Annotated in this window: 12 protein-coding genes; 3 read left to right on the top strand and 9 right to left on the bottom strand. The window is 42.2% G+C overall.

The window, feature by feature from the left end:
* Positions 1 to 389: 389 nt before the first annotated feature.
* Both IQ224_RS08515 and IQ224_RS08510 read right to left on the bottom strand, forming a co-directional pair.
* Complete coding sequence (locus tag IQ224_RS08515; protein ID WP_002743834.1) at positions 390 to 923, bottom strand: TIGR02281 family clan AA aspartic protease; 534 nt, start codon at positions 921 to 923, stop codon at positions 390 to 392.
* Positions 924 to 1,006: 83 nt separating this feature from the next.
* The gene (locus IQ224_RS08510; RefSeq protein ID WP_002743836.1) at positions 1,007 to 1,348 is read right to left on the bottom strand and encodes a histidine triad nucleotide-binding protein; all 342 of its coding nucleotides are present in this window, start codon (positions 1,346 to 1,348) and stop codon (positions 1,007 to 1,009) included.
* 232 nt (positions 1,349 to 1,580) lie between these two features.
* Here IQ224_RS08510 and IQ224_RS08505 point away from each other — a divergent pair, with 232 nt between their 5' ends.
* Positions 1,581 to 3,056, top strand: a complete 1,476-nt coding sequence (locus IQ224_RS08505) for a YifB family Mg chelatase-like AAA ATPase (RefSeq protein ID WP_369800474.1) — start codon at positions 1,581 to 1,583, stop codon at positions 3,054 to 3,056.
* Positions 3,057 to 3,224: 168 nt separating this feature from the next.
* Here the strand turns inward: IQ224_RS08505 and IQ224_RS08500 are convergent, their stop codons facing one another.
* Complete coding sequence (locus IQ224_RS08500; protein WP_002743839.1) at positions 3,225 to 4,526, bottom strand: hypothetical protein; 1,302 nt, start codon at positions 4,524 to 4,526, stop codon at positions 3,225 to 3,227.
* Between the two features lie 198 nt (positions 4,527 to 4,724).
* Here IQ224_RS08500 and IQ224_RS08495 point away from each other — a divergent pair, with 198 nt between their 5' ends.
* The gene (locus tag IQ224_RS08495) at positions 4,725 to 5,153 is read left to right on the top strand and encodes a hypothetical protein (protein WP_002743840.1); all 429 of its coding nucleotides are present in this window, start codon (positions 4,725 to 4,727) and stop codon (positions 5,151 to 5,153) included.
* A gap of 66 nt (positions 5,154 to 5,219) precedes the next feature.
* Here IQ224_RS08495 and IQ224_RS08490 read toward each other — a convergent pair whose 3' ends face one another.
* The 6 genes from IQ224_RS08490 to IQ224_RS08465 all read right to left on the bottom strand — a co-directional run bounded on the left by IQ224_RS08490 (position 5,220) and on the right by IQ224_RS08465 (position 10,653).
* Positions 5,220 to 5,498: a hypothetical protein gene (locus IQ224_RS08490; protein ID WP_110980669.1), complete on the bottom strand. Its 279-nt coding sequence runs from the start codon at positions 5,496 to 5,498 to the stop codon at positions 5,220 to 5,222.
* A gap of 204 nt (positions 5,499 to 5,702) precedes the next feature.
* Positions 5,703 to 5,984 (bottom strand): hypothetical protein, encoded by a 282-nt coding sequence (locus IQ224_RS08485; RefSeq protein WP_002743845.1) that lies wholly within the window; start codon positions 5,982 to 5,984, stop codon positions 5,703 to 5,705.
* Positions 5,984 to 7,372, bottom strand: a complete 1,389-nt coding sequence (locus tag IQ224_RS08480) for an AAA family ATPase (protein ID WP_194032829.1) — start codon at positions 7,370 to 7,372, stop codon at positions 5,984 to 5,986. The genes IQ224_RS08485 and IQ224_RS08480 overlap by 1 nt, the downstream gene beginning before the upstream one ends.
* Positions 7,373 to 7,475: 103 nt before the next feature.
* Positions 7,476 to 8,060 (bottom strand): pseudouridine synthase, encoded by a 585-nt coding sequence (locus IQ224_RS08475; protein WP_002743849.1) that lies wholly within the window; start codon positions 8,058 to 8,060, stop codon positions 7,476 to 7,478.
* Between the two features lie 171 nt (positions 8,061 to 8,231).
* On the bottom strand, positions 8,232 to 9,020 hold the full coding sequence (locus IQ224_RS08470; protein ID WP_002743851.1) for an ABC transporter permease: 789 nt from the start codon (positions 9,018 to 9,020) through the stop codon (positions 8,232 to 8,234).
* Between the two features lie 325 nt (positions 9,021 to 9,345).
* Positions 9,346 to 10,653 carry a hemolysin family protein gene (locus IQ224_RS08465; protein WP_002740028.1) on the bottom strand — a complete coding sequence of 436 codons (1,308 nt, stop codon included), beginning with the start codon at positions 10,651 to 10,653 and terminating at the stop codon, positions 9,346 to 9,348.
* Between the two features lie 267 nt (positions 10,654 to 10,920).
* On the opposite strand from IQ224_RS08465, the gene IQ224_RS08460 reads away from it, so the two are divergent.
* Positions 10,921 to 12,405 (top strand): hypothetical protein, encoded by a 1,485-nt coding sequence (locus IQ224_RS08460; protein ID WP_002743854.1) that lies wholly within the window; start codon positions 10,921 to 10,923, stop codon positions 12,403 to 12,405.
* The last annotated feature ends 36 nt before the right edge of the window (positions 12,406 to 12,441 follow it).

The following is a 12,441-nucleotide window of genomic DNA, read 5'->3' as shown; positions in this document are numbered from 1 at the left end:
TGATATCAGCCAGACTTGGAAACTATCTCATCAAATTAGTCCCCCCATAGAACCTCCTTGAGCCATCTTGCACACTTTTCTCTTTTTGTCAAATTTTATGTTAAGAAAGATGTGACTAATGGATAGCTTATCAAGGGGGGCAGGGGGGATCGAACCTAAAATCCATGGCTCTTCGGTTTGTGTTATGCAATGAACGGGGGTTATAAGGGATGGAACCCCTATATAGAAAGGCATTTAGCGATTTTTGTCAATTATTTTCGATCTAGAGCGAACTAATCAATTAAATCCCTTGCCAGATAAGGATTTAGTCGATTTATGCCCCCCTATCGAACCATACCAAGTAACGAAGAGCCAAATCCATTTTTAATTTAATTATAACCAGCTACTTATCAACGATAACGTAATTCAATCACATCTTTTTTGATCGTGACATCATAGGAACCAAAAAAGGTTTGTCCCAAGAGTCCTAACCCTTTCATTTGGGGAGAAATATTAACAATCTGATTATATAAAGTCATCTCGCCAGCTTTAACAGAATTAATGCGACCAAGATAACCAGTAACGACACCGCCGGCGGTATTATTGATTACTTCCCTTTCCCGTTTGACTTTCATCGCTTTCGCCATGGCATCGGTGAGGACGATGCCACTAGCACCTGTATCAAAAAGCATTTCATAGGAGTGACGGTGATTAAAAACTACCATCACCGTGGGAATGCCGTTAACCCGGCGTTGAATCGGTAGCTGATAAACTTGCGGGGAATTTTTCCTATTTCTAGATGAACTGCCACAGAGACGACTAAGATCTATGTGTTGTCCATCTGCTCTTTGGAGAAAGCATTCCGATTGAGCGAGAGTCGTAGGAGTGAAGGGAAATAACAGCAGGGTGCTGGCCAATGCGATCGCAGAAAGAGACTTATTCATGGGTTCAACATCGAGAAGACCGACTCGGAAAAGAACGCTTCTAGTTCTAGAATTCCCCAAAAATGCGGGAAAATAAGGGGGGTTTAACCCGGAGGCCAAGCCATTGGGCGATCGCCCAAAAGATGGACATGAAGATGATTGACGGTTTGACCTCCATGTTCCCCATTATTGATCACTACTCGATAACCTTGACTTAATTTAGCTTCGGCGGCCACCTTTTTAACAGTTAGTAACAAATGTCCCAGTAAATCTCGATCGCTGTCGCTGGCTTCCTCTAGTTTCGGAATCGGTTTTTTGGGGATAATGAGGATATGGGTGGGTGCTTGGGGATTAACATCTCGAAAAGCAAGAACCAGATCATCTTCATAGACGATCGAGGCGGGAATTTCTTTCCGGATAATTTTGCTAAAAATAGTCTCACTCATAGACAGATTACTTTTTTTTTCAACTATACCATTAAGCTCTCAGCTTTTCTGGCTAGGTTATCCCGAGAAATAGGCTGATTTTCAGGGTAAATTCCCAGATAAAATCATTTTTATGCGGAAAACTAGCCGAACATCCTGTTTCATTTTCCTAAGAACTCACTTTATTTTTACTTGAGCCAAAATGTTAGCAAGGGTTTGGAGTGCGGCAATTATCGGCATCGATGCCATTAAAATCGGGGTAGAGGTGGATGTATCGGGGGGATTACCCGGAATTGCCGTGGTGGGTTTACCCGATACCGCCGTGCAGGAGTCGAAAGAAAGGGTAAAAGCTTCCCTAAAAAATGCCGGATTTGCCTTTCCCATCCGCAAAATTGTCATCAATTTAAGTCCCGCCGATATCCGCAAAGAGGGGCCAATTTATGATTTACCGATTAGTATCGGCATTTTAGGGGCTTCCGAACAGGTAGAAGCCGATTTATTGGGGGATTTTCTCTTTTTAGGCGAATTATCCCTCGATGGTAGTTTGCGTGCCGTGGCGGGGGTTTTACCCATTGCTGCCGCTGCCGAAAAAATGGGGATTAAGGGTTTAGTGGTTCCCGCCGATAATGCCAAAGAAGCGGCCGTGGTCAAAGGCGTACAAGTGTATGGATTTCGTCATCTATCGGAAGTGGTAAATTTCTTAAATGAACCTGATCGCTATTCACCGATGACTTTTAATGCTGCCGAGGAATTTGGGCGATCGCGGGTAAATCTCCCCGATCTCAAGGATGTCAAAGGTCAAGCCATTGGCCGGCGGGCCCTGGAAATTGCCGCAGCTGGAGGTCATAACCTAATTTTTGTCGGTCCCCCGGGCAGCGGTAAAACCATGTTAGCGCGACGTTTACCCGGTATTCTGCCCCAGCTTACCTTTGCCGAATCCCTAGAAGTCTCCCAGATTCATTCCGTCGCCGGATTACTGAAGGATCGAGGTTCTCTGGTGCGCGAGCGTCCTTTTCGCAGTCCCCATCACTCCGCTTCCGGAGCGGCGCTGGTGGGAGGTGGCACTTATCCCCGACCGGGAGAAATCTCCCTTTCCCACCGTGGTATTTTATTTTTGGACGAATTAACGGAATTTAAGCGCAGTGTCTTGGAATATCTCCGGCAACCCCTAGAGGATGGTTATGTGAGCATTTCTCGCACTCGTCTTTCCGTCGCTTTTCCGGCCCGTTTTACCCTGGTGGCGAGTACCAATCCCTGTCCCTGCGGTTATTACGGCGATTCGGTGCAACCTTGCAGCTGTTCACCGCGACAACGGGAACAATATTGGGCGAAATTATCGGGGCCGCTTTTAGACCGTATTGACCTACAAGTGACGGTAAATCGCCTGAAACCGGAAGAAATGACCCAAGAGAGTCGGGGAGAAGCTTCTGAGCAAGTGCGGCAACGGGTAGAAAGGGCCAGACAAAAGGCCAGCGATCGCTTTCAAGATACTGGGATTCGCTCTAACGCGGAGATGAATTCCGAGCATTTGCGGCGTTTTTGCGCTCTTGATCAGAGCAGTCGCCATATTTTAGAAGGGGCAATCCGAAAATTGGGTTTATCGGCCCGAGCAATGGATCGCATTCTCAAAGTTGCCCGCACCATTGCCGATTTAGGAGATAGTGAAATGCTGAAAAGTTCCCACGTTGCCGAAGCAATTCAGTATCGCACTCTCGATCGTTTAAGTTGAGTAGGGAGGCACAATTATTTGTAGGATGGGTTAGCGGTAGCGTAACCCATGCGGGCGTTGGGTTTCATGCTTCAACCCAACCTACATTCTGAAAAAGTTTGTTGGTGGGGTTAGGAGTCGGTCGGGGAAGTCAGAATAACAGAATGACTTCCCACACCGCAAAAGCGATTAATCGGGCGATTCTAAGCGTTTTTGCCATTCTCGATCGATTTTATCCGAGCGCTCGATCTCTTGTTCGAGATAGTCTTGATCGGTAGAATAACTAATATCAGCATCTGTAATCACTTTTTGGTCAGCAAATTGACGAGAGTAGTCCAGTTTTTGCTCCAATTCAGGATTATTTTGGGCTAATAAATCTGCTCTTTTTTCTCGCTGTTGATTGCGTTGATTAACCCGCTCATTTCTCCACTGTAAAAAGAAATAACGACCGAGGGGAATCCCCAAAAAAGCACCAGCATAACTGAGGAGAAAACCGTAGATTCCTGTGACTATCGACCCCAGAGAACCACTCAAATCCACACTATCACTGTTGAGCAAAGATCCTAAAACTAAAGCGAGGATAAAGTTAACCACCCCTAAACCTAAAGCTAGGATAATTTGACCGCTATCTGCTTCGCTAAACTTCCAGCGTTTTTCCTTTAGATAGGGGGAAACTGTTTGTAATTTTCTCTCTTTGGTTGTCACCTGTAGATCGGGAAAATAATAGATAATATCGCCTCGATCGGACACTTGCGGCAACCCATTAAAGCGAGTTAAAACTGGTAGTATATAATCTTCTGTCTCCTCATGACTGGGGGTAATACTATCGAGATAGGGGGCAATTTGTGGAGCTATAATCGAGCCACGATTATTTTGAATTACTTTACCGATAATTTGCCAGCGTCTCTCCTCTAAATTAAAATTAGGATCGCCATCGCCAAAAAGAAAAGAAAAAACTGCCTCGAGAAAATTCATCTTACTAGGGGGTTTGTCTGCCTTAACTTCCCGATCTCTTCTTTCGTAGTAGTTATTACCAAAATCGGGATAAAAAATCCAGAAAAAGTCCGTGGGAAAGAAGTTAATATTAATGTTGTTATTTCCAGAATTGTTATCCGAGTCACTATCTTTAAACATTAAGCCGATCAGGATCGCCAGAATAGCCAGCAAGAGGATTAAAATCGAAATAATTAAAACAATGCCGAAGGAAATGCGAATAACATAAAAAACTACTTTCCAAATTTTACTGGCGAAAGCTTTTAACTGCAATTGCCAATATTTATTCAGAAGAATCGAGCGAAAATTTTCGGGGAAAAGATAGATAATCTCCCCCGTATCTGCTACCTGTAAATGTCCCCCCGCTTTCGCCGCTAAAGCTAATAATCCCTGTTGTGCAGCGTTAATCTCTAAACCCGATTTTGCCGCCACATCACCCACCGTAACCCGATAGCCTAATTTTTCGATCGATTGTAATAGAGACTCTTGGGGATTCATAGAAAATACTGTTCCTCTCGATTATCCTATTTTCTAGTGTAGTTTTGATTTTGTCTTTTTGGCAGCGGCTATCTTGATTGACAGGTGCGGCATTTTCGACTCGATCGAGAAAATATCGTTATAATTGTTCCAATAGTCGCAAAAAGCAGGGCTAAACTGTATAAATAGTTACTTTGTAAGCAATTATCAGAGGTGAGCATGAATGCGTCGGAACAGGCAAAAGGATTAGAATTAACGGCGAAGATCGCCACACTCGTCAACCTGTTTAAACAACAATTCCCCGATGCAAAGGCAGATCTGAAACCTTGGCGCAATGATCCCCACACAAGGGAGTTAACGGATCCCGACTCGATCGATATCGCTTTCCATTTTCCCGGTTGGAGTCCCAGAATTCAAGGGCGCAGTATTCTGGTACAAATTCGTTTTCATCTCGATAGCGAAGATCAGCATCAGCGTTTGATTGGCTTAGAAATGCAGGCTTTTAACCATCAAGGAACCGCTTGGCGACTATCTACGGTGGAAAATTGGCAATTAGTCGGCAATTATCAACCTTCTCCTAAGGTGGCTGATAAGTTAAAATATTTCAGCCGGCAGGTGTTTGAAGTTTTTAAAAATGAGCATCGATAAGGCTCTTTCGGCACTCTCGGCAAAAGATCGTTATTCGATCGAGATTAAATCGGTCATAATGTCAAGCTATAGGACTAAATTAATTCTTGAAAGTGCTTCGGCGGAAATTTTTAACATTTTTTCTGGTTGATCGTGAATCTCACTTTTTTGAGAAGGTTTACGGCTGCTCGTGGTTGTTTTAGAAATACTGATATTTTTAATACTAACAAAGCGATATTGATAGTCCTGAAGAAAATCGGGTTGATTCCAAAATAAGCGTCCGATTTCACGACAATAGGAGACAAAGCATTCGGCTCCTTTTAATTGTTTAATTATCGATGAATTAGAATCTCTGCTTTTCTTCATTTCCAAACAAAGGATAACTTTTTCAGTAGGGGTATTAGCGATAATTATAAAATCTGCACGCTTACATTCACCTTTATTACCAGTAAAAATTTTGGGTTCTTCGGTTTGTCTTATGCAATAGACGGGAGTTATAAGGGATGGAACCCTTATAGAGAAAGACATTGGGCGATTTTTGTCAATTATTTTTTATCTAAAGCGAACTAATCAATTAAATCCCTTACCAGATAAAGATTTTGTTGATTTATGCCCCCCTATCGAACCATAACAAGTAACGAAGAGCCAAATTTTGCGGACATCAAAAAACTCATCTAGCTTGATCGCAATAACTTGATCGGGTTCAGGCATTCCACTAATCACAAATGAATAGTTATCTTGATTTTCTATCAGTTTCAGTAAATAACTATCTCGTTTGTACTCTTTTTTATATTCCAACTCTACTATCGCACACTTGCTAATCATTTCTTTGAGGATAGCAATATCAGACATTACTCCTCACCCCAAATAATAGCCGTTTGAATACGATTCATATTTTCGATAGTAGTATCAAAACTACGCGCTTCAATACCCATTTCTGGATCAATTTTAGCGGGATTTAAAGTGTGAAATTTGGTCTTTCTTTTTTGTCCTTTCAACATCTTTGAATCTTCTTCAGCAATATATACTTTAACTTGATTAGCCGATAATAATTCCTCTTGTCTATAGCCTTCTTCTGCGGCAATTTGTTTCAGGTGTGGTTTATTATGGTTAAGCATAATTAATGTGTTTATTTCTTTGATAATATAATCACTGTGAGTAGTGATAAAAACTTTAATACCAATGTTGATCAGTCGAGCGAAAAGTTTAGCGATACGGCGTTGATTTTCTGGATGGAGATTTAATTCAGGTTCATCTACTATCAACAAATCTCCGATTCGAGCTTCGTGTCTTAAATAAAAGCCAATGTCTAAAAGAGAACGTACAGCACTAGAACTTTCATCCATCGATAGTCTAAGTTTTTTTCCTTTAGGAATGTAATAAAGTTCATCATTGCTAGTAATCATATATTGACCACCAATAATATCGGCAAAATCTTCTAAAATACTGGGATGATTTTCGGCGATAAAGCTATTTTTTTTGACAATTGTTTCTATTTGTCTAGTAAAATCTACATTTTTTTTGACTGGTAGCGCATAATCCTGAGAAACATTAAATAACAGTTCACTAGGATCAAAATTGCTATTTTTGCTAATTTCTTCCAGTAAACGATTACGAGCAAAATTTAACTCTTTGCGAAAAATTGCCGCTCCTGTCCTTTCTGCACTGGCAATAAATGGCCTGGGAAAAAACTGAGAGAAAATTATATCTTGGATGCTGTCGTAAATGATATCCTCAAGAAAATGCACTGGCAGATTTATTTTTTCTGTTTCTGTTAATAATGTAATGGATAAATAAGGCTCATCTTCAGGTTTGTTAATCGAGATAATTTCCAATGTTGCTGTACTAATTTTCCTTTCATACTTATTTTGAAATTGAATATTGTCAAAATTTAATTCTATCTGAAAATCAACATTTTTAAACCTCTCCTCGTTGGCAGCAAAAACTTCAGGTATTTGTTGGATATATCTTTGACAACCTGCAGTAAGAATACTTTCACACTGTTGAACATACTCCTGTAGATCGAGACTAATTACACCATCAGAAAGTAGTTGATTAATTTTTTCTTTGAGTCCAAATGTTGGCCAAGTTAATAGTCTTCGCCAAGTGTATAAAAAACCGAATAAAGCGTAGGTAGCATAAGTTTTACCTGTATTATTACCACCACAGATAATTGTGAGGTCGCCTAGACTGAATTCTGCTTGTTTTAAAATGCCAAGATTTTTAATTTTAACTTTCATGTTTGTCTTAGGTTTAATATTCACGATTATAGATAATTGTGGGTCATTTGATCAAGTCCCAAACTATACATTCAACTTTGGTTATCAAGGTTACTTACAGAAATTATAACCTTTCCAAGGCTTTTCTCTCTTTTTCAGTCACTTCTCGCCATTGACCGGGTTGTAATCCTGTTAAGCATAATTTATTGTTTTTGTCAATAGTAATAGCTGTTCTAATTAATCTTAAAGTCGGATAACCAACGGCAGCCGTCATCCTTCTTACCTGACGATTTCTTCCCTCAGTTAAGGTAATTTCTAACCAAGCGGTGGGGATAGATTTTCGATAACGAATCGGTGGCTCTCTGGGGGGTAAATCTGGTTCAAAATCTAGTATATTAACTATTGCTGGTCGAGTGCGATAATCCTGTATAGCAAGACCTTGACGCAATTTTTCTAAAGCGTTTAGGTCTGGAATTCTTTCGACTTGTACCCAATAGGTGCGCGGATGAGCAAATTGACGATGACCTAAACGATGCTGTAATTGACCGTTATCTGTGAGTAATAATAATCCCTCGCTATCCCTATCTAAACGACCGACAGAATAGATATTCGGGATGGGAATATAATCTTTTAAAGTCGAGCGCCCATTTTCATCAGTAAACTGACATAATACATCGTAGGGTTTATAAAAAAGGATATATTTATTCAAGGGAAAAAGGAGTCAGCAGATAGGAGTCAGGAGATAGGAGATAGGAGCTTTTTACTTTTATCAGTAAAAATTAAACAGTAATCCGTGAAAAGAAAGCTCTGAACTTGCCACTTAATACTGTTCACCGAATACTTAAATCTGATAACTGATAACTGATAACTGATAACTGATTTAATCCCGTTGATGGGAGAATTGATAAGCACCGACAATCGAGAGAAGAATAGCGACGATTAACAAAATGGGGATAGCGAACCAAGGAAATTGATTAATATCGTAGGCTGCGGCTCTTAATCCCAGACTAGCATAGGTGAGGGGTAAGGAATAAACAATAATTTTTAATGGCCAGGGTAAGGTTTGGGGATCGAAAAAAGTTGCTCCTAAAAAAGACATCGGCACGATTAAAAAGTTATTATACAGACTGACACTTTCGAGGGATGTAACTCGCAATCCGACAATTGCCCCTAAACCGGCAAAGACGGCACAATTTAAGATTAAAACTAATAAAAAGAGGGGATTGAGAAAACTGGCAAATTTTCCTGTAAATAAGATAGCAACGAGAATCACTGATGCAGAAGTCATTACACCGCGCAAAATTCCCGCGAAAACTTTGCCTAAAAATAATGAGAGAGGATGGACGGGAAGTAATAATAATTCCTCGAAGGTTTTACTAAATAAGCGGTCGCCACAGATGGAAAAGGTGGTTCCCCCGAAACTGATCGCCATTGAGGACAGGGCCACCATTCCGGGTAAAATAAATTCTAGATAAGAATCGCCGATCGAGGGTTTCATCGAGCGATCGAGGGCGCTTCCCAACCCCAACCCGAAACCGATAATATAGATTAGGGGAGAAACTAGACCGGTGGCGGCGATCTGAAGGACTCTCGCCCGTAAATCTAGCCATTCTCCCCAAAATACGGTTAAAGTGTCTGTTAATATCGTCTGAGCTTGAGCTAGTTTCACTGGTATTTTGGTTAATTAGTAAATATACTTTTAATAATAATTAACAATTGTCCCCTTTTTCAAGAGCGAGCTTTTCGGACTAGAAAAATAATCATCCTAAATCCGTTGAGCATGATGCTACTTAGGGGTTTGTGGCAAAAGTGGCTAATGACTTGGCCGCTCAAGCTTTCAAAAATAGTCCCTTCGGGTGCATCTCATCAGCTGTTAGGTGTTATATAGCGTTTTTCCGTCTGCTGAGGTACAAAAGTTATGGTTTTTAGGCAAAAGGGAAGAAAAATAGGCGTACCTCACCAGCTTAGGAAACGCTATATAACCAGCTACTTACTTACAAATCATCCAACAAGAGCGTTACTAACACCTTATCGACGCGATTACCGTCCATATCCACCACTTCCAAACGCAACCTTTGCCATTCAAAATGATCGGCAGCCCCCGGAATCCTACCAAGATGGGTAATAATAAAACCCCCTAAAGTGTGATAATTGCCCTGTTTTTCCCCTGGTAATTCACTGATTTCAAATAATTCTTTAAAATCTTCGATCGCCACTGTGCCATCAATCAACCAAGAACCATCTTCCCGCTGCACGATCTGTGCATCTTCAATATTATCTAATTGGGGTAAATCGCCGACAATTGCCTCTAAAATATCCTGGCGCGTCACCAATCCTTGAATCACCCCGTACTCATCCACTACCAAGGCAATATGATGACCACTTTGCTGCACTAATTCTAAAACCTTTAAACCCCTAGTGCTTTCCGGCACAAAAAGCGGCTGCTGTAAATCCTTCGTTAGGTCGAAACTTTCACCGGTTAAACAATCGGCCAATAAGTCTGTGACTTCAATTACCCCCAAAACCTCATCTAAACTGCCCTGACACACAGGAAAACGGGTATGATTGCTCTCAATTAGCTTCTGGCGATTAATTTCGGCACTATCTTCCAAATCTAACCAAACAACATCCGGACGCGTGGTCATAATCTGACTTACTCGGCGATCGCTCAATCCTAACACCCTTTCCACCATATCCTGTTCTGCTTCCTCAAAGGTTCCCGCTTCGGTTCCCTGTTTAAGCATAATTTTCAATTCTTCTTCCGTAATTGGGGAATCATTATTATTACCGCTAATCCCCAACAAACCGAGAATCAGATTAGTCGATTTACTCAAAAGATGGACAACGGGCGAAACAATTTTTGATAACCTATCGAGAGGACTAGCAACAAGGATAGCGATTTTTTCTGGATTACTTAAACCTAACCGTTTCGGCACTAATTCCCCCACCACTAGAGATAGATAGGTAATAATTAACACCACTAATCCTAATCCCAAAGCTTGACTGTAGGGGGCTAAAACAGGAACTTGCGCCAATAATTGCGCCACACTGACCGATAAATTAGCTCCTCCGTAGGCCCCAGCAAAGATACCCACTAGGGTAATGCCAATCTGCACCGTCGATAAAATTTGATTGGGATCATTGGCCAATTTTAAGGCCACCGCCGCCCGTCGATCATCTCTGGCTAATTGTTCCAAACGGATTTTGCGCGCCGAGACAATGGCAATTTCCGAGAGGGCAAAGACTCCATTGAGGAGGATGAGGAAGAAGATAACAAGAATTTCGGTAGTCGCCGAGAACATGGTTAAAAGTTACAGGTAAAAGGGCGGATAGTTGTTTGTATCATAGTGCGAGGATCGGTTAAGTTCAGTAAAGAATCATCTTGATTTTTAACGAGTTACGAAGGCTTGTGTCTGGAGGGGGTTACTCCCAGTATAAATGGGATAGGATCAAGTCCGCACTCTTAGCTCAGTTAGCAGTGAACAGTCAGGAGTGACCTGTTGCCAGTAAAAAAAGTTGTCCCTGGGAGAGTGGGGACAAACTCTCTCAATCTATTCGCCTGAAAAATTATGATCGCTACACCCGTATCATCGAAATCGAACCCTATCACGGAAATACGCCCCGGACTACCGACTATTTGCGGTTGGGAACAGGAAATCGCAGCGATTGTCAATCACGATGATCCGATCTTTTTACCGACAACAAATCTCAAATTAGACAATATTAACGCTGGTTTTGCCTGTGCCTTGCATATGCACCAACCCACTATCCCGGCGGGTGTTAACGGGGAATTAATCTGCAATCTCCAGCATATGTTCGAAAATCTTGGGGATGGCGATAATCATAATGCCAGCGTTTTTGCCTGGTGTTACAGTCGCATGGGCGATTTTATCCCGGAATTGGTGGCGGAAGGCTGTAATCCCCGGATTATGCTGGATTATTCTGGCAATCTCCTCTGGGGTTTGGTGCAGATGGGACGGCAGGATATCCTCGATAAACTCAAATTAATCACCTGTAACAGTCAATATCAACCCTATGTGGAATGGTTGGGGACGATGTGGAGTCATGCGGTGGCTCCTTCCACACCGATTCCTGATCTAAAATTACAGATGCAAGCATGGCAAACCTATTTTGCCTCGATTTTTGGACCGGATGCTCTGAAACGAGTCAAAGGGTTCTCTCCCCCAGAAATGCACCTTCCTAACCATCCCGATACCCTCTACGAGTATATTAAGGCTCTGAAAGAATGCGGCTATCGCTGGTTATTGGTACAGGAACACTCGGTGGAAAATCTCGACGGTTCGGGATTGAGTCAGGAACAAAAATATATTCCTAATCGCCTGGTGGCCCGTAATTCTCGCGGTGAAGTGATTGCGATTACTGCTTTGATTAAAACCCAGGGTTCTGACACCAAATTAGTTGCCCAAATGCAACCCTACCACGAGGCCAAATGCCGCGGTAAACAGCAAATCGGCGGCGTTTGGGTTCCTTCCCTAGGTTCCCAGATTGCCGACGGTGAAAATGGTGGCGTGATGATGAATGAATTTCCTCGCGATTTTCCCAATCCTTGGCGGGAAATGCAGGGGGGTTCCAGTGTGGGAGGATTTAACGGTACGGAATATCTGGAGTTAATCGAGGCTGCTGGCGTTAATCCCCAAGATTATCCCCCAATTCAAGCCGTACACCAGCATAAAATCTGGCAGCGAGTTAATCCGGATGCCGCTACCCCGGAAGCAGTAGAACAGGCGATCGCTGAGTTAAAACAGACCGACCACCGTTTTAGCATGGATGGGGCATCTTGGACAAATGATCTCAGTTGGGTGCGCGGTTACGAAAATGTCCTCGAACCGATGAACCAATTAAGCGCTCAATTCCACGAGAAATATTATCCTTTAGTACAGGCGGATCCTAGCTTCACCCGACGGCCGGATTATCTGGAGGCACTGCTTTATAATTTGCTCGTGCAAACCAGTTGTTTCCGTTATTGGGGCCAAGGTACTTGGACCGATTATGCCCGCACTTTATACGCAAGAGGCGCGGCCTTAACCCGCTAGGATAGTAAGGTATCTAGGGCGCAGAATCTGCGCCCT

This window comes from Microcystis sp. LEGE 00066 (assembly GCF_015207925.1).
GTDB classification, from domain to species: domain Bacteria; phylum Cyanobacteriota; class Cyanobacteriia; order Cyanobacteriales; family Microcystaceae; genus Microcystis; species Microcystis ichthyoblabe_A.
Note: the sequence above shows the minus strand (reverse complement) of the source record. Positions and strands in the feature narration are given on the sequence as shown.